At 38.1% G+C, this 25905-nt stretch carries 27 protein-coding genes and 1 pseudogene; 1 reads left to right on the top strand and 27 read right to left on the bottom strand.

Annotated elements, in window-relative coordinates; genetic code table 11:
• Positions 1-11: 11 nt before the first annotated feature.
• The 21 genes from ACFFIS_RS13090 to prfA all read right to left on the bottom strand — a co-directional run bounded on the left by ACFFIS_RS13090 (position 12) and on the right by prfA (position 19628).
• Complete coding sequence (locus tag ACFFIS_RS13090) at positions 12-557, bottom strand: F0F1 ATP synthase subunit delta (protein WP_320380638.1); 546 nt, start codon at positions 555-557, stop codon at positions 12-14.
• Positions 554-1075 carry a F0F1 ATP synthase subunit B gene (gene atpF / locus ACFFIS_RS13085; RefSeq protein WP_390187936.1) on the bottom strand — a complete coding sequence of 174 codons (522 nt, stop codon included), beginning with the start codon at positions 1073-1075 and terminating at the stop codon, positions 554-556. Before atpF ends, ACFFIS_RS13090 begins: the two co-directional genes overlap by 4 nt.
• Positions 1076-1202: 127 nt before the next feature.
• Entirely contained in the window at positions 1203-1415 is a 213-nt protein-coding gene (gene atpE / locus ACFFIS_RS13080) for a F0F1 ATP synthase subunit C (protein ID WP_320380287.1), read from the bottom strand.
• A gap of 45 nt (positions 1416-1460) precedes the next feature.
• Complete coding sequence (atpB, locus tag ACFFIS_RS13075) at positions 1461-2183, bottom strand: F0F1 ATP synthase subunit A (protein WP_320380288.1); 723 nt, start codon at positions 2181-2183, stop codon at positions 1461-1463.
• A gap of 16 nt (positions 2184-2199) precedes the next feature.
• Positions 2200-2571 carry an ATP synthase subunit I gene (locus tag ACFFIS_RS13070; protein ID WP_390187934.1) on the bottom strand — a complete coding sequence of 124 codons (372 nt, stop codon included), beginning with the start codon at positions 2569-2571 and terminating at the stop codon, positions 2200-2202.
• Positions 2564-2803 (bottom strand): AtpZ/AtpI family protein, encoded by a 240-nt coding sequence (locus ACFFIS_RS13065; protein WP_390187933.1) that lies wholly within the window; start codon positions 2801-2803, stop codon positions 2564-2566. Before ACFFIS_RS13065 ends, ACFFIS_RS13070 begins: the two co-directional genes overlap by 8 nt.
• Positions 2804-3345: 542 nt before the next feature.
• Positions 3346-5655 (bottom strand): S8 family serine peptidase, encoded by a 2310-nt coding sequence (locus ACFFIS_RS13060; protein ID WP_390187932.1) that lies wholly within the window; start codon positions 5653-5655, stop codon positions 3346-3348.
• A gap of 631 nt (positions 5656-6286) precedes the next feature.
• On the bottom strand, positions 6287-7408 hold the full coding sequence (wecB, locus tag ACFFIS_RS13055) for a non-hydrolyzing UDP-N-acetylglucosamine 2-epimerase (protein ID WP_320380293.1): 1122 nt from the start codon (positions 7406-7408) through the stop codon (positions 6287-6289).
• 409 nt (positions 7409-7817) lie between these two features.
• Entirely contained in the window at positions 7818-8447 is a 630-nt protein-coding gene (gene upp, locus ACFFIS_RS13050; protein WP_320380294.1) for a uracil phosphoribosyltransferase, read from the bottom strand.
• A 178-nt stretch (positions 8448-8625) separates the two neighbouring features.
• Positions 8626-9861 (bottom strand): serine hydroxymethyltransferase, encoded by a 1236-nt coding sequence (glyA, locus tag ACFFIS_RS13045; RefSeq protein WP_320380295.1) that lies wholly within the window; start codon positions 9859-9861, stop codon positions 8626-8628.
• Between the two features lie 59 nt (positions 9862-9920).
• The gene (locus ACFFIS_RS13040) at positions 9921-10499 is read right to left on the bottom strand and encodes a TIGR01440 family protein (protein ID WP_390187931.1); all 579 of its coding nucleotides are present in this window, start codon (positions 10497-10499) and stop codon (positions 9921-9923) included.
• A 60-nt stretch (positions 10500-10559) separates the two neighbouring features.
• Positions 10560-11009 carry a ribose 5-phosphate isomerase B gene (gene rpiB / locus ACFFIS_RS13035; RefSeq protein ID WP_320380297.1) on the bottom strand — a complete coding sequence of 150 codons (450 nt, stop codon included), beginning with the start codon at positions 11007-11009 and terminating at the stop codon, positions 10560-10562.
• A 397-nt stretch (positions 11010-11406) separates the two neighbouring features.
• A complete protein-coding gene (locus ACFFIS_RS13030; protein ID WP_390187929.1) occupies positions 11407-12708 on the bottom strand; it encodes a methyl-accepting chemotaxis protein in 1302 nt (433 codons plus the stop codon).
• A 22-nt stretch (positions 12709-12730) separates the two neighbouring features.
• Positions 12731-13339: a low molecular weight protein arginine phosphatase gene (locus ACFFIS_RS13025; protein ID WP_320380298.1), complete on the bottom strand. Its 609-nt coding sequence runs from the start codon at positions 13337-13339 to the stop codon at positions 12731-12733.
• Between the two features lie 283 nt (positions 13340-13622).
• Positions 13623-14165 carry a manganese efflux pump MntP gene (locus tag ACFFIS_RS13020; protein ID WP_390187928.1) on the bottom strand — a complete coding sequence of 181 codons (543 nt, stop codon included), beginning with the start codon at positions 14163-14165 and terminating at the stop codon, positions 13623-13625.
• 95 nt (positions 14166-14260) lie between these two features.
• Positions 14261-15298 carry an L-threonylcarbamoyladenylate synthase gene (locus tag ACFFIS_RS13015; RefSeq protein ID WP_320380639.1) on the bottom strand — a complete coding sequence of 346 codons (1038 nt, stop codon included), beginning with the start codon at positions 15296-15298 and terminating at the stop codon, positions 14261-14263.
• A 217-nt stretch (positions 15299-15515) separates the two neighbouring features.
• Entirely contained in the window at positions 15516-15965 is a 450-nt protein-coding gene (locus ACFFIS_RS13010) for a hypothetical protein (protein ID WP_390187927.1), read from the bottom strand.
• Between the two features lie 253 nt (positions 15966-16218).
• Positions 16219-16620 (bottom strand): hypothetical protein, encoded by a 402-nt coding sequence (locus ACFFIS_RS13005; RefSeq protein ID WP_320380300.1) that lies wholly within the window; start codon positions 16618-16620, stop codon positions 16219-16221.
• Between the two features lie 99 nt (positions 16621-16719).
• Positions 16720-17334: a stage II sporulation protein R gene (gene spoIIR, locus ACFFIS_RS13000; protein WP_320380301.1), complete on the bottom strand. Its 615-nt coding sequence runs from the start codon at positions 17332-17334 to the stop codon at positions 16720-16722.
• A gap of 351 nt (positions 17335-17685) precedes the next feature.
• Positions 17686-18555 carry a peptide chain release factor N(5)-glutamine methyltransferase gene (prmC, locus tag ACFFIS_RS12995; RefSeq protein ID WP_320380302.1) on the bottom strand — a complete coding sequence of 290 codons (870 nt, stop codon included), beginning with the start codon at positions 18553-18555 and terminating at the stop codon, positions 17686-17688.
• Positions 18556-18557: 2 nt separating this feature from the next.
• Positions 18558-19628 carry a peptide chain release factor 1 gene (gene prfA, locus ACFFIS_RS12990; RefSeq protein WP_320380303.1) on the bottom strand — a complete coding sequence of 357 codons (1071 nt, stop codon included), beginning with the start codon at positions 19626-19628 and terminating at the stop codon, positions 18558-18560.
• A gap of 395 nt (positions 19629-20023) precedes the next feature.
• Here prfA and ACFFIS_RS12985 point away from each other — a divergent pair, with 395 nt between their 5' ends.
• The gene (locus tag ACFFIS_RS12985; protein ID WP_390187926.1) at positions 20024-21070 is read left to right on the top strand and encodes a C45 family autoproteolytic acyltransferase/hydrolase; all 1047 of its coding nucleotides are present in this window, start codon (positions 20024-20026) and stop codon (positions 21068-21070) included.
• Between the two features lie 168 nt (positions 21071-21238).
• Here the strand turns inward: ACFFIS_RS12985 and ACFFIS_RS12980 are convergent.
• From ACFFIS_RS12980 to rho, 6 genes and pseudogenes are all read right to left on the bottom strand, one after another.
• Positions 21239-21601: pseudogene (locus tag ACFFIS_RS12980) on the bottom strand (thymidine kinase); the annotation flags it as partial.
• A 153-nt stretch (positions 21602-21754) separates the two neighbouring features.
• Entirely contained in the window at positions 21755-22291 is a 537-nt protein-coding gene (locus ACFFIS_RS12975; RefSeq protein WP_320380305.1) for a hypothetical protein, read from the bottom strand.
• 261 nt (positions 22292-22552) lie between these two features.
• Positions 22553-22909: a stage III sporulation protein AH gene (locus tag ACFFIS_RS12970; protein WP_390187924.1), complete on the bottom strand. Its 357-nt coding sequence runs from the start codon at positions 22907-22909 to the stop codon at positions 22553-22555.
• 173 nt (positions 22910-23082) lie between these two features.
• The gene (locus ACFFIS_RS12965) at positions 23083-23703 is read right to left on the bottom strand and encodes a thymidine kinase (protein ID WP_390187923.1); all 621 of its coding nucleotides are present in this window, start codon (positions 23701-23703) and stop codon (positions 23083-23085) included.
• Positions 23704-23956: 253 nt separating this feature from the next.
• On the bottom strand, positions 23957-24202 hold the full coding sequence (locus ACFFIS_RS12960; RefSeq protein WP_320380309.1) for a type B 50S ribosomal protein L31: 246 nt from the start codon (positions 24200-24202) through the stop codon (positions 23957-23959).
• Positions 24203-24371: 169 nt separating this feature from the next.
• Positions 24372-25661, bottom strand: coding sequence for a transcription termination factor Rho (gene rho, locus ACFFIS_RS12955; RefSeq protein ID WP_390187921.1), 1290 nt, complete (start codon positions 25659-25661; stop codon positions 24372-24374).
• Positions 25662-25905 lie beyond the last annotated feature (244 nt).

Here is a 25905-nt window from a genome sequence, read left to right as displayed (position 1 = left end):
TTTCACCCCTATCATCCATTGTTCGCTAGTTTCATATTACGTTCGATTCGTTTTAGTTTCCCAAGAATCGTCCCGTCTAAAATGGTATTACCCATACGAATTTTCATACCACCAAGAATTGTCGGATCGACTACGTTTGTAAAATGTACAGTTGTTTTGCCATAACGTTTTGCAAATGTATGTCCAAGACCTGCTAATTCTGTTTCTGATAACTTGCGAACAGAATAAACGGTTGCTTCTGCCGTTCCTTTTAGTTGATTGACAAGTTCTACATAACTGTCCACAATGTCTACAACTAGCTCCACACGATGACGTTCTACTAGCAATTTCAATGTGTTGATTACTTCTTTCGCAGAACCTTGAAATACCTGATCAACAAATTGAAATTTCTTTTCCTTATCAACACGTGGATTCGTTAGGAAAGGAGAAAGCGACTCGTTTTCTTCAAAAACACGTTTTACAACTTTAAGTTGTTCTACAAGTTGATCTTGTGTATGATTTTCAATTCCGAGTTGAAAAAGAGCATCTGCATAACGTTTTGCTACTACTTCGCTCATCGCTCTTCTCCTACCTCTTTCATATAGTCATGAATCAATTTCTCTTGATCCTGTTCACTAATTTCTTTTTCGATTACTTTACTTGCAATTAAGACAGACAATGATGCCACTTGATCTTGAAGTGCTTGTAACGCCTTTTCTTTTTCGTTTTGAATTTCCTCTTGTGCAGCGAGTTTCATGCGCTCAGCTTCACGGCGGGCGGATTCAACGATATCTTTTTCTTGCTGTACACCTAAATTTCTAGCATCTTCAATGATCTTTTGTGCTTCTTGTTTTGTTAATTTTAGTTGTTCTGCAGCCTCTTTCGCTGCCTTTTCAGCATCCGCACGGCTTTTTTCTGCCATATCAATTTCATTTGCAACATGTTCTTCCCTTTGTTGCATCATATTCATCAATGGACCCCATGCATATTTTTTAAGTAGGGCTAAAAGTAGTAAGAAAAAGAATAATTGAACGGCCATATCAGGAACTCTTAGGCCACCTACTCCTAATACCATATAGTCAATATAAGCATGCACAATCGTTCACTCCTTTCACTAACGGCAACTTCTTTATCTTTTTAGTCAATCATTTTTGATTGTAAAAATTAACATAAATGAATGGCGGATTTTCATGTTTGAATTCCGCCACTTATGTTAAAAGTTATTATTGGAATACTACGATAAATGCGATAACTGCTGCGATAATCGGAATCGCCTCAACTAACGCTACCCCGATAAACATTGTCGTTTGAAGTGCACCACGTAGTTCAGGTTGACGTGCAATACCTTCTACTGTTCTACTTACGATCATCCCGTTACCAATACCTGCACCTAGTGCGGCTAGTCCAATTGCAATTGCTGCTGCTAAAGCTCCCATGAATAATTTCCTCCTTTTATATTAAACCTTTAATTTTTTTATATATTAATGGTCACTGCTCACTTTATGAGACAAATATACCATCGTTAACATTGTGAAGATAAACGCTTGGATTGCTCCAATAAATAAACTAAATCCTTGCCAAGCTAACATTGGAATTGCAGAGCCCAGGAATCCAAATACGCCTGTTGTTCCCAATCCTACTAATAAACCTAGCAAAATTTCTCCTGCATAAATATTCCCAAATAGACGAAGACCTAACGTCAACGTATTTGTAAATTCTTCAATAATCTTTAGAGGGAATAGAAATGGTATTGGTCTGAAATAGTCTAAACCATACTCTTTAAACCCTTTAACTTTAATTCCATAGTAATGGGTTAAGATGATGACCATCGCAGATAGTGTGAGCGTAAGTGTTGCATCGGCAGTCGGCGACTTCCACCATAATGTGTCTCCAACAATACCAACGGTCGCTACACCAACAACGTTGCTTACAAATATGTATGTAATGAGCGTTAAACCAAGTGGCAAAAAGACTTTACCTGTTTTCCAGTCCATCGTGTCATTAATCATATTTTTTACAAAGTCAATGAGCCATTCCATGAAGTTTTGTAAACCGGTTGGCTTCATCTGCAACTTTCTACTGGCAAATACGCAAAAGAAAAATACGATTGCTGTACAAATTGCCGTCATGAACAAATTAGCCAAATTGATGTCAAACCAGGAAATCCCAAAAAGATTTTCTAAAATTGGTGCTTTATGATCCACTTTCATTCACCCCTTTTCAAGCACGGTCTTTATGGAAAAAAATAAAATCTATGATAATGACTACAAGTGAAGTCATTAAACCTATTACAACAGCAATAATTTCAAATTGCGCTTCAAATCGAATCGAAATTACAATTGCCAGTGCTACTGCTGCAAATCTTGAAATCATGCCAACACCACGTAATCTCTTGCCACCCAAAACTACATCTGAAAATTCATCTGTTTTCCTTTGTAATAGATACAGGTTGTAAAAACTAACAACACCACCTAGGATTAGACCTAAAAACACGCGCGTATAAGGGGTAAATCCAGCACCTAATACAAATATTGCTAGTAAATAGAGCATGCCTTTTCGCTGACGATTTACCATGCGTTTATAGTCAGTCATCCTTCGTTTCTCCCATATCCATGTATTTGTTGACAACTTGCCATGTCCCATATATTCCGACAGTTAAACCACCAAATAGGCCAAAAATCATAAAAATAGGACGTGTTGACAACATATTGTCGATGTATCTCCCACTAAAAACCCCCAAAATAGTACCACCTGCTAAATAAGCCGTAATCGTACTATATAAGGAAAGGTACTGAATTGGGTTTGTTTCATCTTTTCTCCCCAAAGCTATCTGCTCCCAAAATTAATAGAGGAATTCGACAGTGGAATAGATTGCATCTTGTCAAAAAGCGACATGCGTAATAAAAGGATATGAAAACCTTATCATTCCACACTTAGCAAGTGTACAATAGGGTTTAACTGTTGTCAATTGGTTTGTGTAAGAATTAATAGAGTTTATACATACCAACTTTTAACAAATAATAAATGTCGCATATTGTAATTTTCTAACCTGCATATTTTTTATACAATTCATAACAAATTGGGAAAGAAAGATGTTTTTTCAACATGCAATTTTGTATGTAGTTAACATTATAAAGGATGGAACCTCATTTGACTTTGACAAATTTGTGAACAATTTCACTTTGAATTACAAAATTATCGTTGTATTATTCATGTTTCATTTCCATTATGTGAAAAATTCATATACACATAAAAGCACCTCCGATTTCGTATGATGTTGATGATACGATTTCGAAGGTGTTTTTATTGTATCTGATAAAGTCTTTTCCATAGGTGGGAGAGTTTTTTATACTTCGCTCGTTTACTTTAAGGGGTAATCTCCATTAAGGACTCATGATGCTCATATGTCCCGTCTTCCATTTCCATCGTAATGAGTAGTCGATATTGACCAGGACTTCCCATATCCTGTTTACTCATCATTCCTTCGTTCATACCTATTTCTGGATTATCCAATGTTAGGAGCTTTCTTTGATAAACAAGTGTGTCTGGATCATATAAATCAAAAGTGATATGTTTTGCTTGTTCCGTTAAATAAAATGCATATCGAAATTCATCTTTAGAAAATGGTTTTAAATTTATTTCTAAACCAGCAGATGTCGGGTTATCCGCAGTTTGATTTATAAATAGGTAAGGTAACTCGTATTTTTCATCATGCTCATGGTGCTTCAAAGTGAGCCAGCCTTGGAACATGTCCTTTTCTAACATAGCAGAAGTGACAGTTAAGCGAATTGGAATTTCCCTTTTTTCATGCTTTTTTAATGAAAAGGATTTTGGTAAGTCCCAGTTTACTCCAGCTGTTTTTTTCGGAATATCAAATGTAAAGGTTTGTGTTTCTTCTGTTGTGTTTTCTATTTCTAAATGAATTGTTTTTGATTCTTGCTGTTTCGTAAACTTACCAAAAGATAAAGTTGGGTTATAAATAATAGTAGGGGCGTAGATTGCCTTTTCAAGTTGTACATAACCAGTACCTTGTGAAATTGGTTCAATTGGCTTTTCTTCTACTGAGACGGTCGCTGCTGTCGTTTTCAATGCCCCCATCATTTTTTTATTATCCCAGTCAGGATGTGCTTCTTTCACTAAGGCAAGCGCGCCTGCAATATGAGGAGCCGCCATACTTGTTCCTTGTAATGATTCATATCCACCAGGGACGGTACTCATAATGTTCGTTCCAGGAGCAAGGATATCTGGCTTTATTTCCCAATTTACTGTCACAGGTCCACGTGAACTAAATGTCGCAACGCCTGGCGGTATGTCTTCATATTTGGTGTCGACGTAAGGGAAGGTTTCCTCACTATATGTTTTCAGCCATTCACCAGCCTTTTTCGAAGTAGAAGCGACCGGTATTTTGATTGCTTCTTCTTCGTGAGAGAGCAGTGATCCTTGAAAATCACCATCTTCATGATTATAAATGAGGACTGCTTCAGCCCCTTTTTTCTCCGCTTCCTCTGCCAATTCTGCAAATGGCCTTTTTCCGCGTTGAATCAAAGCTATCTTTCCGTGCAATGCTGCTTCTGAGTTACCGACATTTGCGCTTTTACTCGGTGTAAATGGGGTAATTGGTAAATCCTTTTGTATCTCCCAGGGTACCGATCCGACCATGGGTAAAATATCAATTCGTTTACGGTGTTTTCCTATATATAGATAAGGAAACGTTTGTGAATCCGAGGCGGCACCGACAGCTATTGCGTTAGTTGCAGTTGCCGGAGAACCAACTGTCCAATGATTTGGCCCATCATTTCCATTCGCAATAACGACGGCAATCCCCATCTCCGCTGCTTTATTAACTGCTTGACTTGTCGGATAATCAGGTCCGTTAACGGAATTACCAAGCGACAAATTTATAATATCAACATCATCTTTCACAGCTTGTTCTAATGCTGCAATAACTTGGATGGAATTCCCTCTCCCTCCTGGACCTAAAGCACGGTATGCATAAATTTCCGCATCCGGAGCCACGCCTTTTAACGTACCATTAGCTGCAATTATTCCCGCAACATGACTTCCGTGTACAGTTGGCGTTCCCTCTGTCGGTTCTGTTTCCATTGGATCATCATCAAGATCTACAAGATCATATCCTCCTGCGTAGTTCATTTGCAAATCCGGATGGGTATAGTCAATCCCCGTATCGATAACACCAACCTTCATTCCTCTACCTGTAAATTGCGTATTATTTAAATGGTAAGGTATCGTGAGTGTTTCATCATTGATTAACTTTGATATTTCGTCCTTTGTTACTGGCGTGCCTACTCCACCATTTATTCGCGTAGTACTTTGGGTAGGGTATGTATGCTTTTGCACCTGGTTTCTATGGCTCACATCTACTTCATATGTTTGCACATGATGTACTGCCTTAATAAAATCTTCCGAACGTGCTGCCCTTGCAATTTTTTTGCTTGGACCTTTTAGCGCTATTCCATTAAAAAGTTGTTCAAAAGTCTCGACAACTTCTATAGCGGGATAAAACGTCTCCAATTGTTTTTTATGCGCTTCCGGATCTCCTTCTACTTCCACAATAATCGAGATATGCTCCTCCGCATATGTAGGCTTATGAACATATCCAAAAAAATATAACATGCCAAATAACATTGCTACCGTCAAGACGAAAAGCCGCTTCATTTTCATTACCCCCTTCCGCCTAGTATTTGTAAAAGCAAAGATTGTCATACTTGTTGAATTTAGAATTAAATTGCATGGCGTTTTGTATTGAATTTTTGGCGGGCGTGCTGTGTTGGCGGTCTTAAGCGCGAGCGCGTGCTGGAGTGGGGTGCTGTAGGTTTGAGCGCGAGCGCGTGTTGAAGATGCGCGAATCATGTTGAAGGTTGCGTCAGCCATGGTAGAAGTTTGCATATCCATGGTAGAAGATTAGCCATTCATGGTAGAAGTTCGCACCTGTCATGGTAGAAGATCACACCATCCATGGTAGAAGTTCGCACCTACCATGGTAGAAGGTCGCACCTACCATGGTAGAAGGTCGCACCTGTCATGGTAGAAGAGCGCGCCATCCATGGTAGAAGATCGCACCTACCATGGTAGAAGATTGCGCCATCCTTGGTAGAAGATCACACCTACCATGGTAGAAGGGCGCACCTGCCGTGGTAGAAGATCGCATATCCTTGAACACCAACCACGCTGTGCATAAAAGGGTCAGACCCCTCATCTATTGGGGGTCTGACCCTTTTGTTTAGTTGGCAATCAAGTTGGTCATGTGGCATCGGTTGTTGCAGATTGTACAACAATTGTCTAATTACTATCTTAGTTTAGAAAAGTACTCGGTAATTGCATCGCAAATTCTTCTGGACGCTTCTCCGTCGCCGTATGGATTTGAAGCTTTGGCCATTTTATCATGTGCTGCTTGGTTAGATAGTAGTTCGTCAGCCATGTTAAATATCGTTTCTTCATCTGTACCGGCTAATTTTAATGTACCAGCTTCTATTCCTTCTGGGCGCTCTGTTGTATCGCGTAAAACGAGTACGGGTACACCTAATGACGGCGCTTCTTCCTGAATTCCACCTGAGTCAGTAAGAATTAATTCTGCGTGTGCTGCGAAGTTATGAAAATCAACGACATCAAGTGGTTCAATAAGTTGAATCCGCTCGTGATCCCCCAATATACGATTAGCTGTATCACGCACAACTGGATTTAGATGGACTGGATAAATAACTTGAATATCGTCATGTTTTTCTACTAGTCTCTTAATTGCCCGGAACATTTGCTCCATGTTTGCGCCTAAGTTTTCTCGACGATGTGCTGTCATCAGTACGAGGCGTCTATCCCCTAATTCCTGTAGTATTGGACTTTCATACGATTTGGAGACGGTTGTCTTCAATGCATCAATCGCTGTGTTTCCAGTAACGACTATGCGGTCTGCTTGTTTATTTTCATCCAATAAGTTTTGCTTGGACATTTCTGTAGGAGAGAAATGTAAGTCCGCCATCACACCTGTTAATTGGCGATTCATTTCTTCCGGATATGGAGAATATTTATTCCATGTACGCAATCCCGCCTCGACATGTCCGATAGCAATCTGATTATAGAAGGCAGCTAATGATGCAGCAAATGTCGTACTTGTATCGCCATGAACGAGTACAATGTCAGGCTTTGTTTCCTTCATAATCTCATCAAGGCCGGCAAGTACATTTGTTAAAATTTGTGCAAGTGTTTGTTGTTGTTTCATAATATTGAGATCAAAATCAGGCTTTATATTAAAAATCCGCAATACTTGGTCAAGCATTTCACGATGTTGTGCAGTAACTGTTACAATCGATTCAAACTCTTCCGAACGCTTTTGTAATTCTAAAACAAGTGGTGCCATTTTAATTGCTTCTGGTCTTGTCCCAAAAATAGTCATCACTTTTATACGTTTCGTCATTATTTTCACTCCAATTCATTCAAAATGAGCGGTTAAACATTCATACTACTCCATTTACAATAAGTCAAATGGACATTGAATTCAAGGTGCTTGTCACTTTTTCTAGCAAATTAAAAAAGTTGGGACATAAAAAGCTGCTCCTCCCTTAACTGCTATATTAATAAAAAAATCATCAATACTAATACAACAGATGAGGGGTCTGACCCTTTTGTTTTGTCCCAACCTTCATGTTTTGAAACTCGCACTACTATTCAACATTACAGTAAAATCGAAGTAGCTATGCTTCTTTCATGGAAATTGTTATGTTTGATCTCCCTACTACTCCACATTACGTTCAAATTTGAAGTAGCGCTCTTATCCTTATGATACGTTCATATTCCGATAATGCTGAAAAAAGTAAAAGAAGAAATTACTTTGTTCCAAATAGACGGTCTCCTGCATCTCCAAGTCCTGGTGTGATATATGCATGCTCGTCTAGACCATCATCTAATGCCGCTAAGTAAATATCAACATCTGGATGCTCTTTTTTAATTAATTCAACACCCTCTGGCGCACCTACAAGACACATTAACCGAATTTGTTTAGCGCCACGCTTTTTCAAGGAATGGATGGCATCATTTGCAGATCCACCTGTAGCCAACATCGGATCAATGACTATCAATTCACGTTCCGAAATATCAGAAGGCAATTTTATGTAGTATTCTACCGGTTGTAATGTCTCTGGATCACGATATAGCCCTACATGTCCAACGCGTGCTGCTGGGATGAGCTTTAACATACCGTCCACCATACCTAAACCTGCACGCAAAATAGGAATGAGTCCAATTTTTTTACCAGCAAGTACATGTGCTTTCGTTTCCATCACCGGTGTCTCAATCTTTGTTTCTGCAAGTGGTAAATTTCGCGTAATTTCAAAGGCCATCAACATCGCTACCTCGTCTACAAGTTCGCGAAATTCCTTTGTACCAGTATTTTTATCTCTTATATGTGTTAGCTTGTGCTGAATTAATGGATGATCTAATACGTGTACATTTCCCATTTTGCCGTTCACTCCTTTTATTTTTACATCCTTAAAATTGTACAGAAAAATCTGCTTCGATTCAAGCCTATAAACTATTTTGTACATAATTTGTTGAATCATGCCGATTTGACAACCACTTTATATTAAAAAGGGGTCTGACCCCCGTTATGGTCTGACCCTTTTTGTTAGCTTTACTTTATGCATATAGTGGAAATTTACTTGTTAATGTTTTTACGCGTTCAATAGCCTCTTGTAAACTCGCTTCATCTTCATGATTTTTCAATGCAAGTGCGATGATTGAAGCGATTTCCTTCATTTCTTCTTCTTTAAATCCACGTGTCGTGACGGCTGGTGTACCAATACGAATACCACTAGTAATCATTGGGCTTTCCTGATCAAATGGAATGGTATTTTTATTCGTTGTAATGCCAATGTCATCCAATACTTTTTCGCCAATTTTCCCCGTTAATTGCAACGGCGTTACATCGAGAAGTAACAAATGGTTATCCGTTCCACCTGTTACAATTCGAATTCCTTCAGCAGCTAATGCCTCGCCAAGTACTTGCGCATTTTTAATAATTTGCTTTGAATAAGCTTTAAAATCATCTGATAATGCTTCTTTAAAAGAGGTTGCCTTCGCAGCGATGACATGCATGAGTGGGCCACCTTGCATACCAGGGAAAACGGATTTATCAATTTGTCGTGCATATTTTTCCTTACATAAAATCATGCCACCACGCGGGCCACGTAGTGTTTTATGTGTAGTCGTTGTGACAAAATCAGCGTATGGAACTGGGTTTTCATGTAACCCACTCGCAACTAGTCCAGCAATATGTGCCATGTCAACCATTAAATAAGCGCCAACTTCATCGGCAATTTCACGAAATTTAGCAAAATCAATTGCCCGAGAATACGCACTTGCGCCTGCAACAATCAGTTTTGGTTTTACTTCTTTTGCCTTCTGTAAAACGACATCATAATTTAATTGCTCCGTATCTTTGTCCACACCGTATTCTTCAAAATTGAAAAGTTTACCACTGAAGTTTACTGGGCTTCCATGTGTCAAATGTCCACCGTGACTCAAATTCATTCCTAATACTGTATCCCCTGGTTCTAGTATCGCGAAATATACCGCCATATTTGCTTGCGCACCTGAGTGTGGTTGCACATTTGCATGTTCCGCCTGAAACAATTGTTTCGCACGGTCACGCGCTAAATTTTCAACAATATCCACATATTCACATCCGCCATAATAGCGTCTGCCTGGATAACCTTCAGCATATTTATTTGTTAGGACTGAACCCATTGCTTCCATTACAGATTCTGATACAAAGTTTTCCGATGCAATTAATTCAATTTTGTCCTGTTGGCGACCTCTTTCTAATTCAATTGCTGCAAATAATTCTTGGTCTGTTTTATTTAAATGTTCCATTCACACTGCCCCTCCTACTGTATCCTCTTTCTATTATTTGAGCCCAGCCAAAATACTGTTTATTCCTGACAAGCATCATTTTCTTGCTTTTGTTCGTAAACTGCGCGTGCACCACCAATTAATTTTGGCCTTGTACGCGCACACATGACGTTTGCTTGGCCTATAGTTCGTTGTTTCATTCTTACCGGGACCACCACATGTTTTAAATGCATGCCTATAAAAGTTTCTCCGATATCTATTCCCGCGTGGCCTTGGATTTCCTCCACAACAACTGGTGCATCCATTTGCTTAAACGCTTCCGTTGCCATGGAACCACCCGCATTCCGGACTGGAATAACGGATACTTGCTCCAAATGATATGTATCCATCGTTGTCTTTTCAACAACTAGCGCCCGATTTAAATGCTCACAACATTGAAAGGCGAGATGTATCCTTGCCTTCTCTGCTAAAGTTTTCAATTCGGCAAAAATTCGTTCTGCAATTTCGATACTTCCGTCTGTACCAATTTCTTTACCAGCTACTTCACTTGTCGAACAACCGACAACAAAAATGTCTCCTTCTTTTAAAAAGGAAGATGCTAGCCATTCATCCATCAGTTTTTCCATATCTTGCTTTACTTGTTTCACTATGATGTCCATTGAAATATCTACTCCCTTTCTAGAGGTTACATGCTTTCTATGAACATTTTTTTGTAAACCTTACTTATCGTGATTTTCCTCGTATTCTGTAATTTTATGAATACGGCGCTCATGTCGACCACCTTCAAATTCCGTTTCCAACCAAACTTTGGCGATTTCCCTCGCTAACCCAGGGCCAATCACTCGCTCTCCCATTGCTAATATATTCGAATTATTATGTTGGCGTGTTGCCTTTGCACTGAAAACATCATGAACCAATGCACAGCGAATACCTTTTACTTTATTAGCCGAAATGGACATTCCAATTCCCGTACCGCAAATTAAAATACCTCGATCAAATTCTCCAGCTGCAACTCGTTCTGCTGCCGGTAATCCATAATCTGGATAGTCAACAGATGTTTCACAACTACAGCCGATGTCTTCGTATGCAATCCCTTTTTCCTCTAACAAACTTTTAATTTCATTACGTAAAACCATTCCAGCATGGTCACCAGAAATAATAACCTTCATTTCACTTTCAACTCCTTATGACTTTTACGAATGTGGACTTATTTCTATCTTCTTTAGTATAAAGCTAGGGAGACATTTCGCCAAATATTTGCATATGAATGTTGTGCCTTGCATTTATACGATCGCTATTTTTCCTTCGGTTGTTTTTATTTTACCTTTATAAAAGCGAGACAACGCAAATTAAAAGTAGAGTTTTATCCTGTCCGCAAAACAGCAATCTTCAGCCAGCAATCTTCAGCAACAACCTAAAATGTCCCGTCACAAAAATGTACAAAAATGTTATGTTTCTAATACGAAGCTAGCATCAAAAAATTTTGGTACCGCGCGTCAAAGAGTGCAACAAAAAAAACGCTATGCGAAGGAAACGAATCGACTCCTCTACATAACGTTTAACATATTATACCCGAAATTTTTCAATTTGCTCTTTTAACTGATCTGCTTGTTGATCAAGGCTTTGTGCCAATCGACTTACTTGTTCAAGTGTAACAGCTTGCTCATGAATCGCTGCATTTACTTCCTCTGTTCCTGCTGTTGTTTGTTCAGCAATTGCTGCAACCTCTTCGGATTGGGCAGCTGTAGACTGAATGGACGCAAGTTGACGATTTACTATATTGGAAATACCCTCTATTTCATGTGCTACTTCTTCAACAGAAAGCGCCATTTGTTTAATCGATTCATTTGTTACTACACCGTTTGTCGCTTCTTCTTTCGTATGTGCAACACTCGCATTAATACTCGTAACTACATTGCCAACATCAGTTTGAATAGATGTGATTAATCCAGAAATTTTTTGAACGGCTTGGGCACTCTGGTCAGCTAACTTTCTAATCTCTTCAGCAACAACTGCAAATCCCTTCCCATGTTCTCCGGCTCGTGCTGCTTCAATCGATGCATTCAGTGCGAGTAAGTTCGTTTGTTCCGAGATTTCCCCGACCATGGAAATAATGGATTCCACTTGTAATGCATTTTCTTTTAGATGTGTGACTCCTTGAAGTGATGCTTCTTGTTCATCAGCTAATTGCTGAATTCCTTGAACTAAACGATTCACCACTTCTGTACTTTCACGTAAAGTATGTACCATATTTACAGATTTATCTTTAGATGTATCTGCTTTTTCCTGTACTTGCTCTGCTAACTGTGTAGCTGTTTCGATTTCTTCCACTGTCGTTTGAATTGCTTCCGATGAGTGAATAGCCCCGCGTGAGATTTCATCAATAGAAGCATTAATTTGACTTGAGTGATGACTTACTTGATTCATTGCAGACTTTACTTCAACAACAGTCGTATTTGTCGCATTAAAGTTTTCATTAATATTGTGTACCATCGATTTTAAATTTGTTAACATCTTATCAAAAGCAACGCTTAATGCACGAATTTCATCATCTGAATGAGAAATTTCAATGGCATGTGTTAAATCCCCATCCGCTGCTGCCGATGCTACTTGTTCTAATTTTTCTAGTGGTTTTGTAATAAATCTAGCAGCTGCATAGGCCAATATTCCCGACCAAATAATCCCTAGTAATAATGTCATTACTGTAAATGTTTCTAGTGATAACCCCGACCATAGATTGGATACTTTTTCATATACGAAATAAAGGAAAAAAGCACTTGTCGTATATGTAATAATAGCTAAGACTGTTGTAAATAACATTAATTTCATACGTAAACCAAATCTGTACTTCCGCTTATTTCTCGCCATCAAACTATCCCCTATATCTTTTCTATTTTTTCTCTATCTTTTTGATAAGTTTATCCGTATACATATCTAATTCTTGTAAAGTTTGTTCATAGTCTTCTAAACTTCCACCAAACGGATCTGATATATCATAATTAATCAAACTACTTTCTAGTTGATTTATTTTTTGTAAATCCTTTTCCAAATGATGGTGTAATTTATTCTCTAAATCTACAAATGAAAGTTTATGCTCATATTGTTGTACAAATGCGGCCCGTTTTACTTCTACTTCTGCATACAACTTTTTTAACGCTTTCCAGGTTTGTTTATCCGCATCTGACACATATTCCTTCAATGTGTAATATTTATCTTGGAAATGTGGGTATGACATGATAAGGCTTTGCTTATGCTGTGTTGTCATCGTTAATATTAAATCTGCCCAATCTAATAATGCCCCATTAATTGGTTGCGATTGGATACTCGCGTTAATATTTCTCCGTTCGAGCGCTGTAACTGCCTTTCCGTTGATACGATCGCCTTCCACTGCATAAACCCCAGCAGATTGTACATGTGCATGTGGGTATTTACTTTTTAATAGCGCTTCTGCCATTGGACTTCGACACGTATTTCCTGTACATACAAATAAAATATTCATTACAAACCTCCGAGCAAAATAGCTTATAAGTGACGCTAGCATGTCATCGCTACCATCTATACATCGCCTTCGTTACGATGGGACAATCCATCTATCAAGAAAACGAATCAACCGTTCATTAAAACCATGACAAAATACCTATAATCAATATACCATATAAAAAGGTAATTCACATTACTTTATTTAGAACAAATTGATTTTGAAAAGGAGACATTGTACATACTCCCCTCTTTTTCGCCCATTTCATATGATTATATACATCGGGATGCGTCTAGAATCATCTTTAAGTAAATATAATATGTAATCCGAATCCACATAAAACACTTCCACCAAATATCTCACTATAAGCACCAATTAAGCGATTTACTTTTCTTCCAATCAGCATGCCAATCCATGTAAGCTTCGTACTTACCAATCCAAATATGATGAGTATAAAGAAAGTGCGCACACCTGAAATTCCAAAACTTAGTCCGACTGAAAAACTATCCACACTTACACTAAAAGCAAAAATTAGTAAACCTAACCCTGTCGTTTTGAAAATTTGCTTTGATTCATGATTAAACGCAGAAAACAGCATATGCGCACCAATACCTACTAATAAGAGACCACTAGCTAGTGTTGCCATATTTCCAATTTTCCCCGAAATTACATTTCCTAATAAAATACCAATAAAAGGCATGACCATATGAAAAATTCCAATATAAATTCCAGTCGTTGCAATGCGACGCAGGCGGACTTTTTGCATTCCTAGTATTAAACTAACTGAAAAAGCATCCATTCCAGCTGCAGTTGCTACTAACATCAGTGAGATAATTTCTTCCAACATAAAAAGCCCCCTTGGACGTGCTTATAAAATATATGCATGTCCAAGAAGGTTTATGTTGGAATACTTTCGAGATTTAGTAATCATATTTTTGTGTATTACTCATTCGGTATATCTGTGAGGAATTGACTGGCAGCCTTTTCTAAGCGATTCATAACCGCATCACCAATCCCTTCTTTTGCAAAAGCCTCACAAATAATCAAGTCCATTTCACTCGCGTGATACTTACGCAATGCATCGTACAACCTTGTGGCTACCTGACCCACATTCTCTCCTAATGGCACAATATCATCTGCAGTCATGCCATGGCAACGTGCATCCCTTGCAAAAAATGCTACACGTTTATTTTTTCCTCTTTCTTTATCAATGAGTAGCTGAATTGCCTCATCCGACCCATCAACTAACCATAATGGCACATCCGGTGTGTAATGCTTATATTTCATTCCAGGCGCTTTTGGTTTCAATTGATCATTCACAAGCGCTGGATCTGTCTTTACTTCCCCAACTACTTCTTCCAATTGTTCCTTAGAAATCCCACCTGGACGCAGGATTATCGGTATTTCCTGTGTACAATCAATCACTGTTGACTCCACACCGACACCTGTAGGCCCACCATCTAGTAAACCGGCAATTTTTCCTTGTAAATCATCCCAAACATGGTTTGCCGTTGTTGGACTAGGTCTCCCCGAAATATTGGCACTTGGCGCAGCGATTGGAATGTTACATGTTTGCAGTAATTCTAGTGCAATTGGATGGTCCGGAATTCTCACGCCTATCGTGTCCTGACCAGCAGTCACTTTATCCGAACATGTCCCATTTGAATATAATACATAAGTAATCGGCCCTGGAGAAAAAGTGTCCATTAACTGCTCCACATATTCTGGAATATGTTGAACGAGTTTTTTGAGCTGTGCTTTTGAACCGACATGAGCAATTAGTGGATTATCTTGTGGGCGTCCTTTCGCAGCAAATATTTTATCAACTGCATCTGCATTTGTTGCATCCGCACCTAATCCATAAACCGTTTCGGTTGGAAAAGCAACAGTTTCCCCATCCCGTAAAAGTTTTGCAGCCTCCGAAATCGCATCTTTATATTGTGTTTTATCATCATGTATTTCCCAACGAACTGTTTGCATCATCATAAGCCTCATTTCAAAAATCAAATTTGCCACTGTATGCGTATACCGTATTATTTTAGTTGAATAAAATTGGATTAGCAAATAAGAAAATTACATTCATTAGAAATGAACATTGCGTTGTAATGTTTGGAGCTTGAATAGAAAATTTAGAAGAAGTTCAACATGAGGGGCTGTAGGAGGGGACGAGCTTTTAGGATGGATGGCGGGGAAGCCTCTACCACGGATGGCGGCGACTTCTACCAAGATTGGTGTGAACTTCTACCATGAATGTGCAAGCTTCTACCACGATTGCGCCAGCTTCTACCATGAATGAGCAAGCTTCTACCATGGATGTGCAAGCTTCTACCACGATTGCGCAAGCTTCTACCACGGATTCACAATCTTCTACCACGATTGCGCCAGCTTCTACCATGGATAAGCAAGCTTCTACCATGGATGGGCAAGCTTCTACCATGAATGTGCAAGCTTCTACCATGGATGTGCAATCTTCTACCACGAATGGGCAATCTTCTACCACGGATGTGCGAGCTTCTACCATGAATGTGCAATCTTCTACCACGAATGCGCGAGCTTCTACCATGAATGAGCAATCTTCTACCACGATTGCGCGAGCTCCTACCACGGATGTGCAATCTTCTACCATGGATGTGCAATCTTCTACCACGAATGGCGGATCTTCTAAATAAGAGTCCGCCTTCCATCACGGGACAGCGGACTTTTTCATCAAATAAATTAAAACTGGAATTAGTGCAGTCTTGTCACTTGTTATCTTGTAATAAAAAGGAGATAGTCTCCACTTATCCACAGAATACCTTTTTACAACAGTTTACTCACAGGTTTTATACAACATATCCACAACTGGTTGTGGATTGTGTGTATGAGTTGCATAAACGTTGTAATATCAGTCACTTTTTCCATCAAGATACTTCATAAGCCCACCAATTCCCTTGCTTTCTCATTGGCTTATCCACAATTTGTGCATGTTCTTGTTGGTGAAATTGCAATGCATCTAAGATCATATCCAAAACTGGTTGGTGACTGTGTACAATTAATTTTTCCGCTTCCAGTTCTTTTACTAGCACGATAATTGTTTCTAACAGTACAGGTAAACTTGCGGCAACGTCTTGTGCAATATACATTTGCTTTAACCAATATTTATCCTTCTCTATGGAAGAGAGAACAAAGCAACCTTTAATTTCATCATTCATCTTCACTACATATCCTTCTTTTAGGAGGTGTTTCTGTTCTACATGTTGTGCGGTTTGTATAAATTGCTCCATTTCTTCTGTCGCAATATGTTTAGCAGCAATTAGTTTCATAGGCTCACTCCTCATTTAATAGATTCTCTCTATGAATATATGCAGATTCATGATGACCTATACCTATTCTATTGAAATAGTTTTTCTTCATTAGAAAAACTAACTAAATAAAGAACTAATCCAATCGAATAAGAAAAATTTGACTGTAACTTCTTCTTCCTCCACTTCTTCTGGTTCTTCTGTTTCTAAATCTGTACTCACATCTGCAACACTTGTCCCATTTGAAAAGTCTAGGAAACATAATGGTGGAAACAAAACGCACCACCAGTTGCTACCTTTTCCTTCTCCTATCGTTACTAACACTGCTTCATATTCACCAGCCGGATATAAATAGTTTCCATATATCTTCGCTGGGAATGTTACATTTTTATCATATTTTACATTGAAGTTTTCATTATTTTCCGCTTCTGCTAACGTTTCACCAATAACTGCTTCTATTTTGGATAGATTTTCGCGAATTAAAGTTCGTGCATCTTGAATATCCGTCATATCCTGCACCCAGTTTGTAATTTCCTCATTCACACGGTCGCGCACTTTATGTTTCAAGTCTTGATCTAAATCTGTGTCACTATTTGCAAGAATACGTAGACGAATTGCCTCGTCTGGAATAACTTGGAACTCAAGTACTTCCTTTTTATTTGTAGATTGGCCAAATACTGGCATTGTAAAAAATAATATAATTGCTATAAATGTAAAAAATACTAGTTTTTTCATGATAAGTTTTCCCCTTCATCGCGTCGTTGTTCACAGTATGGACGGGACACTATCATTTTAAACTAGTATTCTAGTAATTAATTTTAAAATATAATTCGTAAATTTCACTTGAAACTTTTGCACATCTCACTCGCTCTCATGATGAACGCCTCAGATGACGCAACCGCGTATTTTTCATCCACAACCTCTTCCCGAGATTCTTTTAGGCCCTTGCCTATCGAAGCAATATTTTTACACTAGGTGTACGATAAGTCACAGTATCCCATTTGATAAGTTCCTTTTCTTTAGTTGTTCGATAGGATGTGGTAAATGCCTTCATGCTTCCACGTCATGTATCAGTATATGGCCGCATCACGTTGGAAATATCGCAGAGACAATTCGATCTTTTCTATTTATATCCTGGATCACTTTTGCCTCACATTGTGGATAAGTTTGTAACAACATTGCTTTTACTGCTGCACCTTGTGTATAACCAATTTCAAATGCTACCATTCCACCTGGCAATAAAACATCTTTTATTTGTGATGAAATTGTTCGATATGCGGCAAGGCCATGATCTGCAGCAAACAAAGCTAAAGCCGGTTCAAAGTTTTTCACTGTATCTGCTAATGCATCTTCCTCTTCACGCGCAATATACGGTGGATTAGAAACAATGATATTTGCATGCCTTTGTTTTGCTATCATTGGGAGTAAAAAGTCACCTGTTAAAAAGCTAACATTTGCCCCTAACATGGCAGCATTTTCCTTTGCAACTGCAATTGCCTCTGTTGATATATCGATTGCAAAAATGTTTGCATCAGGTAACTCCAGGGCCAACGTAATTGCAATTGCACCACTACCTGTTCCTACATCTACAATTGTTATAGGTTCTTCCATTGATCCCATTTCTTTTACCTGTTGGATCACATGATAGACAAGTTCTTCCGTTTCTGGCCGTGGAATAAGCACGTGTTCATTAACTCGGAACATCCGGCCATAAAACTCAGTGTTGCCAATTAAATGTTGCACAGGTATCCCGGTTTTCGCATGTGCTTCAATGTCACTTTTAAATTGTTGAAAAACATCTGCAGAAATTGGTTCTTGCATATTAGCAAAAAATGCAGAACGCGACTGACCTGTGTGGTATTGTAAAAGCAGTTCCGCCACCATTTGTTCTCGATGATGTTCCGTTAAAAAAAGAGAAGCCCAGTTGAGGACTTCAAATTGTTTTTTACAAGTCATATTTACTCACCAATATGTTCTAATTTTTTCGTCTGTTCTTCTACAAGTAAAGCATCAACAATTTCGTCCATTTTTCCTTCGAGGATTTGATCTAGTTTTTGAATGGTTAATCCAATTCGATGATCTGTTACACGATTTTGTGGAAAATTATACGTACGGATTCGTTCAGAACGATCCCCTGTACCAACTGCTGATTTACGCGTTTCATCATATTCTGCTTGTGCTTCTTGTTGAAACTTATCATAGATACGTGCGCGCAATACTTTCATCGCCTTTTCCTTGTTTTTAATTTGTGATTTCTCATCTTGACAAGAAACAACGATTCCCGTTGGCACGTGTGTTAAACGGACTGCTGACATCGTCGTGTTCACACTTTGCCCACCTGGCCCACTTGAGGCAAATGTGTCTACGCGAATATCTTTTTCATGAATATCAATTTCTACTTCTTCGGCTTCTGGTAAAACTGCAACAGTTGCGGTTGATGTATGAATGCGGCCACCTGATTCCGTTTCCGGTACACGTTGCACACGGTGTGCACCATTTTCGTATTTTAATCGGGAATAAGCACCGTTTCCATTGATCATAAAAATAATTTCTTTATATCCACCAACACCAGTAGAGTGAGAATCCATTACCTCAGTCTTCCAACCTTGTGCTTCCGCATAGCGGGAATACATCCGGTACAAATCACCAGCAAATAGCGCTGCTTCATCCCCACCAGCTGCGCCACGAATTTCCATAATAACGTTTTTGTCGTCATTTGGATCTTTTGGCAACAAGAGAATTTTTAAGTTTTCTTCTAGCTCTGCTTTATTGTCTGCGAGCTCATCAATCTCAGCTTTTACCATGTCATACATATCTTCATCAAGATCATCTTCTAACATTTCTTTCGCGTCTTTTAATTCACTCGTTACATTTTTATATTGCTGATATACTTGAACAACATCCGCTAAATCCGATTGTTCTTTTGAATATTCACGAAGCTTTTTCGTATCACTAATTACATCTGGGTCACTCAATAATTCATTCAACTTATGATATCGATCTTCTAACGATTGTAATCGATCTAACATTACGTTCACCTCACTAAAAACTAACATTCTAATTATAGTATACAACATCTTGCTGGTCAAAATTTGCCGAAAACGCACTTGATAATGATTTATTGTAGATTTACTGTCAATAGGACCCTCACTGCCAAAAGTCAACGGAATATAAAATGATAAGTGGGAGATAAACTATCAGTAAAGCCAGATACGTCGTTTCACTAACCATCTGCGTAGAGAATGAAAAAAAGCTACTGATTGAAGTGTCACGATATATCGTAATCCCATGTACTATTAAGTTAACCATCGTAGACACAATCTATCATGAAAACTGTCCTCGCTACAACATGCAGGTGCAACGACTTCAATTCTTTATATTTCCATATTATAATGAGTGGTAATCATTTTTTAGGAGAATGGATATGACTAATGTATACAGTGACTTGATTCAATTTAGCGGAACCCATTATGATTTCGGTTTTCTACAAGGTGAACGACTGAAGGATTCCTTTATCTTACCTAATCGCCGAAAACAATGGGGACCTAAACCATATCATTTTATTATTGATGAAAAGGTTTTTGAACAAGTGATAAAACAATTTGCACCGGGTATTTGGGATGAAATACACGGTTTAGCTAGTGCACTTAAATGGCCAGTAAAAGATGCCATCAGGGAATTTGGTGGTTACTATTTAGAATATGGGAGAAGTGGTTGTTCCATTTTCACAGGGGAAAATTATATGGTTCGTAATTATGATAACCATCCCCATTCCTATGAAGGTCGATATGTACTCTTTAACCCGACTGATCAAGGTTACGCTACGATTGGACCGTCCATGCAAATTACTGGGCGAACTGATGGCTTAAATGAAATGGGATTGGCGATGGGTTACAATTTCACGAACCGTAAACATGCAGGAGATGGATTTATGTGTAATATGGTTGGGCGCATTATTTTAGAAGTATGTGCCAATATTGATGAAGCGATTTCTCTGTTAAAAGAATTACCACATCGGCACTCGTTTAGTTATGTATTAATAGATAAAACTGGAAAGTCTGTTGTTGTTGAAGCATCACCACGTAAGGTCATAACGCGTGAAGCAAATGTGTGCACCAATCACTTTCAAACATTAACAGAAGAAAATCGCTTTCAAATGGATGACTCCTTACGACGTGAAAAATCTATTGAAAATATTAGTCGCACTGTATCACATCCATATGAAGCATTCCGTATGATGAATGATGCCAATCAAGGGATCTTTTCCTCAAAATATGCTGCTTGGGCTGGTACACTCCACACCGCACTTTACATACCAAATGAACGAAGGGTAGGTTTTACATTAGGCAACAATCAAAAACCGCTCATGATTGATTTTGGCAAATGGCTAAACGGAGACGATCTCCATATTACTCGGATTAAAGGGTCAATACCTACCACATCTTCATTTGTTAATATGGTGGAATTATGATGTTTCGTAAGCTTTTAATTTAAAGCACAACATTTTCAAACTGGATAGAAGTATGATGAAAGACGTTTTACCATGAAATATACCCTTTCTATGAAGCCTCATCATAGTCTGTTCATCATTTTCCCTTAACCCCCGCTGCCAATAAAAAAGAGCACAATCATTGTGCCCTTATCTTGCATATCTTATTAGTTTATGAACTTTTTTTACTTTAGGTTTATTGGGAACTTCATGATGGTGACGACAACGAGGTTCATACGATTCTGATGCACCAACTAAAATAATTGGATCGTCATAAGAGGCTGGTTTCTCATTGATGAGTCGTTGTGTACGGCTTGCAGGTGATCCGCAAACAGGACAAATCGCATTTAGTTTTGTCACCGATTCTGCAAGTGCCATTAATTGAGGCATTGGGCCAAATGGTTCCCCGCGGAAGTCTGTATCAAGCCCAGCAGCAATCACACGTACGCCGCTATTCGCTAACTCGTCGATAACTTGGATAATATTTTCATCAAAGAATTGTACCTCATCAATTTAGTTCCCTATAATATGTTCATGATTGTGTATACGCTTGTGTTCTAATTGGTGACTGGAATAACTAAATTAAAGTTCGGTTCTTTTTCATTTTATTTACTTTTCATTTTGAATTTGCATTTTAGATTGGAAATATGAATAAACTAGATTCAATTATTTTAAAACAGTGATAAATTGTTTTTCTTCAAGCTGAATCATCTGACTTAATTCATTTAGACTTGAAAAAGTTAAATACTTTCCGAACTGACATGTTGAAAGGTTAATTTTTATGTCTAGCTGTTCATTCTTATCATCTTGTTCCTCCCCATCCCAACAAGAATAAACCTCTGCATACTGCCCTTCCGCTAAATGATCATTGATATATTCGAAAAGTGCATAGATACCTCTTCTATGACAAGCATCTTGTGTATCGTAGAAGTAACCTTCAAATTCGTAAATATAAGGATTAGAAAACTTAGTTTTAAGAATTTGTTTCAAATCATGATTTAGTTCAGAAATAAAAACACCATAAAAATCTTCTTCTTTTTCATAATGAATCACATATTGTTCATCTGTGTTTGATTGTTTTTTCTTATCTCTTTTTCTATTTCTTTCTGCATTCAAATCTGAAAGTTTTATTTTAGTTGGCTTCATTCCAAATTCTCCAACTGGTATCTCATGTGGAGCTGCGATGAAATGCTTTAAAGACATTTACTTATCTCCTTTCTTATATATCATTAATTTTATTAGTAATTACTGATTTTAATAAAGTACTTGAGTTAAGTTTACTTCAAGTTTTTAACCCAAGAATACTTGCTGCTTACCAAAAATAATTATTTAGCATAAAATAATCCAATTCACTAAACAATCACAGCATATATCTTTAATTTCAAAGATTATATAAAAGACCATTTCAGGTGAGAAATGGTCTTTTAAAGAAGGTATTTTCTTCAATTCCTTCATAGTTTCATATTATTCATCTTCTTCTATTGTAGCATCTATTCCATTTATATTCATAATCTCCCCGACTTCCCACTTCTTTGGAAATATATAACATTCCCTTTCATGACTGCTTGTTGCCAACCAAACCTCACCATTTATAAAGAAAGATAAGTCTTCCGGATGATTAGGCATCTCCCAATCATATAAAGAATTAACAGTTTCTTTAATAATTCTTTTAACATTCTCGTCTTTAGTATGGTAATAATACACCTTGGCCGTTTGCCCTTCATCTAAAATGGTACTTGCCCATTCAGATTCTTCTTTCATTGTAACTAATGCAGAATCAATTTTATTTAGGAATTTATCAAAACTCTTTAGAGAACCCATATCTTTTCTAAAAACCAAATGAAACAAAAGCACAACATTTTCAAACTGGATAGAAGTATGATGAAAGACGTTTTTCCATGAATTATGCCCTTTCTATGAAGCCTCATCATAGTCTGTTCATCATTTTCCCTTAACCCTCGCTGCCAATAAAAAAGAGCACAATCATTGTGCCCTTATCTTGCATATCTTATTAGTTTATGAACTTTTTTTACTTTAGGTTTATTGGGAACTTCATGATGGTGACGACAACGAGGTTCATACGATTCTGATGCACCAACTAAAATAATTGGATCGTCATAAGAGGCTGGTTTCTCATTGATGAGTCGTTGTGTACGGCTTGCGGGTGATCCGCAAACAGGACAAATCGCATTTAGCTTTGTCACCGATTCTGCAAGTGCCATTAATTGGGGCATTGGACCAAATGGCTCCCCGCGGAAGTCTGTATCAAGCCCAGCAGCAATCACACGTACGCCACTATTTGCTAATTCGTCGATAACTTGGATAATATTTTCATCAAAGAATTGTACCTCGTCAATGCCGACAACGTCCACTTTATCTTCCATTCGTTCCAATATATCCATGGAATTGCAAATAGGTTCTGCGATAACTGATGTGCCATTATGAGAGACGATTGCCTCATCTGCGTAGCGATTATCGATGGCTGGCTTAAATACTTTTACAGTTAATTTGCCATATGTTGCGCGGCGAATACGACGGATTAATTCCTCAGATTTACCTGAAAACATACTTCCACAAATTACTTCTACCCAACCACTTTGCTTCATTACATACATAAAGAAGGTACTCCCTTCATCAATTTTTCGATATGTACTTGTCCTAGTTTACCATAAAATCGGACAAGAACAACTGTAAACTAATATTTATATGATGCCCATTTTTTCATGTGATACATATGGGAATGTCCGTATAATATTGCGAAAAAAAACATAAAGAACAGGCAAATGCCGAACATTGCCTGTTCTTTATTAAATAATAGAAAAGCTTATCGTACGAGACTAAGCTGCCTGAAGGGCACTCGTCACTTTCCTACTGTAAGTTATATTTCTTCTTGAATCGGTCGACACGTCCACCGACTTTGTCTGCTTTTTGTTTACCAGTGTAGAATGGGTGTGATGCAGAGCTAATCTCCACACGAATTAATGGGTATGTGTTCCCGTCTTCCCATTCAATTGTTTCATCAGAATGTTTTGTTGATCCACTCAAAAATTTGTAATCTGAGCTTGTATCAAGGAAAACAACTTTTTTGTATTCTGGATGAATATCCTTTTTCATGTCTTTCCACTCCTTTTTGCCCTGAGTCTTCTGAAACAGAGTTATTGTAAAGAGCCGTATTAGGTAGTTACCTTATTCTAAACTCACGTTAAAATTATATCAGTGTGTCCAACCGTTTGCAATAGTTATCGGTTGTTTTTTTGAAATTAGTTTTTTCAACATGCACTGCTTATCGCGTACGTTTTGTGCCACCACTACGGCGTTTCATTTCCTCATCCATCATTTGTAAAAATTCTGTGTTAGACTCCGTCGCTTTTAATCTTCTTAAGAAGCGTTCCAAAAAGTCTGAGGAGTCTTGCATTGTTTTTCGAATTGCCCACATTTTTTCAAGATGATATTTATCAACAAGCAATTCTTCTTTTCTCGTCCCAGAGCGCAAAATGTCGATAGCTGGAAAGATTCTTCTTTCAGCAAGATGACGATCTAGATGTAACTCCATATTTCCAGTTCCTTTAAACTCTTCATAAATAACATCGTCCATTCGAGAACCAGTATCAACAAGTGCTGTCGCTAAAATCGTAAAACTTCCGCCTTCTTCAATATTTCTAGCTGCTCCAAAGAACCGCTTTGGACGATGGAATGCTGCTGGGTCGATACCACCAGATAATGTTCGTCCGCTAGGTGGAATCACTAAGTTATATGCACGTGCTAACCGTGTGATACTATCCATTAACACGATAACATCGCGCTTATGTTCTACAAGGCGCATTGCACGTTCTAATACGAGTTCCGACACTTTAATATGACTTTCAGGTAATTCATCAAAAGTAGAACTAACTACATCTACATCGGGATGGACCGAGCGTTCAATATCCGTTACTTCCTCAGGGCGTTCATCTACTAATAAAATGATTAGTTTTGCCTCTGGGTGATTTACGGAAATACTGTTTGCAATTTCTTTTAAGAGCATCGTTTTCCCAGCCTTTGGAGGGGCAACAATAAGTCCACGTTGACCAAAGCCAACTGGCGTCATCAAATCCATAATACGTGTAGACAATTTATTTGATGTTGTTTCTAACTTAATAAAACGGTCCGGATATAGTGCGGTTAAGGCAGGAAAATGTACCCGTTCTTTCGCTGTCTCTGGATCATCTCCATTTACAGCATCAACGTGTAACAAACCAAAATAACGTTCATTTTCTTTAGGTGGGCGTACTTTACCAGATACTTTGTCACCATTTCGTAAATCAAAACGCCGTATTTGTGAAGCAGATATGTATATATCTTCCGCACTTGGTGAGTAATTAATCGGTCGCAGGAACCCAAATCCTTCTGATGGAATAATTTCCAATATGCCATCCATAAAGGAATAGCCATCTTTTTCTGCTTGTGCTTTTAATATTGAAAAAATCAACTCACGTTTTGTTAATTTTGCATAATAAGAAACTTTATATTCTCGAGCTAACGTGTAAATTTCCTTTAACGTTAATTCTTCTAATTGTGAAATTGTTAAGGACAATCAAATCACCACACCTAGTATATTTTTTAAATAAGAAAGAAGATTACAAATGATAATGGCATATTTTTATTGATGGTTTTTTCACTTCTTTAGTAGTGTATGCTTGTAAAAAATGAAGAGTTTCGAAGCTAGAATGGAAGTTTTCGGCTCTTTGTCAAATAGTGTTGGTGGCTGAATTAAGGTCGCTAAAATATTAATGATTCGGGATCTGTTTATCCTGCCACTTAAGCGGCAGGATAAACAG

Source organism: Paracerasibacillus soli (genome assembly GCF_042432965.1).
Classification (GTDB): Bacteria; Bacillota; Bacilli; order Bacillales; family Amphibacillaceae; genus Paracerasibacillus; species Paracerasibacillus soli.
The sequence above is the reverse complement of the archived record's forward strand: the minus strand, read 5'-3'. Positions and strand labels throughout refer to the sequence as shown.

Excerpts from the sequence above, each read along its gene's own strand:
- ACFFIS_RS13090 (WP_320380638.1), bottom strand. The coding sequence starts at position 557 with ATGAGCGAAGTAGTAGCAAAACGTTATGCAGATGCTCTTTTTCAACTC.
- atpE (WP_320380287.1), bottom strand. The coding sequence starts at position 1,415 with ATGGGAGCTTTAGCAGCAGCAATTGCAATTGGACTAGCCGCACTAGGT.
- ACFFIS_RS13070 (WP_390187934.1), bottom strand. The coding sequence starts at position 2,571 with ATGACTGACTATAAACGCATGGTAAATCGTCAGCGAAAAGGCATGCTC.
- ACFFIS_RS13060 (WP_390187932.1), bottom strand. The coding sequence starts at position 5,655 with ATGAAGCGGCTTTTCGTCTTGACGGTAGCAATGTTATTTGGCATGTTA.
- wecB (WP_320380293.1), bottom strand. The coding sequence starts at position 7,408 with ATGACGAAACGTATAAAAGTGATGACTATTTTTGGGACAAGACCAGAA.
- upp (WP_320380294.1), bottom strand. The coding sequence starts at position 8,447 with ATGGGAAATGTACACGTATTAGATCATCCATTAATTCAGCACAAGCTA.
- glyA (WP_320380295.1), bottom strand. The coding sequence starts at position 9,861 with ATGGAACATTTAAATAAAACAGACCAAGAATTATTTGCAGCAATTGAA.
- ACFFIS_RS13040 (WP_390187931.1), bottom strand. The coding sequence starts at position 10,499 with ATGGACATCATAGTGAAACAAGTAAAGCAAGATATGGAAAAACTGATG.
- rpiB (WP_320380297.1), bottom strand. The coding sequence starts at position 11,009 with ATGAAGGTTATTATTTCTGGTGACCATGCTGGAATGGTTTTACGTAAT.
- ACFFIS_RS13030 (WP_390187929.1), bottom strand. The coding sequence starts at position 12,708 with ATGGCGAGAAATAAGCGGAAGTACAGATTTGGTTTACGTATGAAATTA.
- ACFFIS_RS13025 (WP_320380298.1), bottom strand. The coding sequence starts at position 13,339 with ATGAATATTTTATTTGTATGTACAGGAAATACGTGTCGAAGTCCAATG.
- ACFFIS_RS13020 (WP_390187928.1), bottom strand. The coding sequence starts at position 14,165 with ATGTTGGAAGAAATTATCTCACTGATGTTAGTAGCAACTGCAGCTGGA.
- ACFFIS_RS13015 (WP_320380639.1), bottom strand. The coding sequence starts at position 15,298 with ATGCAAACAGTTCGTTGGGAAATACATGATGATAAAACACAATATAAA.
- ACFFIS_RS13005 (WP_320380300.1), bottom strand. The coding sequence starts at position 16,620 with ATGAAACTAATTGCTGCTAAACATATTGCGACAGAAGAAATGGAGCAA.
- spoIIR (WP_320380301.1), bottom strand. The coding sequence starts at position 17,334 with ATGAAAAAACTAGTATTTTTTACATTTATAGCAATTATATTATTTTTT.
- prmC (WP_320380302.1), bottom strand. The coding sequence starts at position 18,555 with ATGACTTGTAAAAAACAATTTGAAGTCCTCAACTGGGCTTCTCTTTTT.
- prfA (WP_320380303.1), bottom strand. The coding sequence starts at position 19,628 with ATGTTAGATCGATTACAATCGTTAGAAGATCGATATCATAAGTTGAAT.
- ACFFIS_RS12985 (WP_390187926.1), top strand. The coding sequence starts at position 20,024 with ATGACTAATGTATACAGTGACTTGATTCAATTTAGCGGAACCCATTAT.
- ACFFIS_RS12975 (WP_320380305.1), bottom strand. The coding sequence starts at position 22,291 with ATGTCTTTAAAGCATTTCATCGCAGCTCCACATGAGATACCAGTTGGA.
- ACFFIS_RS12970 (WP_390187924.1), bottom strand. The coding sequence starts at position 22,909 with ATGGGTTCTCTAAAGAGTTTTGATAAATTCCTAAATAAAATTGATTCT.
- ACFFIS_RS12965 (WP_390187923.1), bottom strand. The coding sequence starts at position 23,703 with ATGTATGTAATGAAGCAAAGTGGTTGGGTAGAAGTAATTTGTGGAAGT.
- ACFFIS_RS12960 (WP_320380309.1), bottom strand. The coding sequence starts at position 24,202 with ATGAAAAAGGATATTCATCCAGAATACAAAAAAGTTGTTTTCCTTGAT.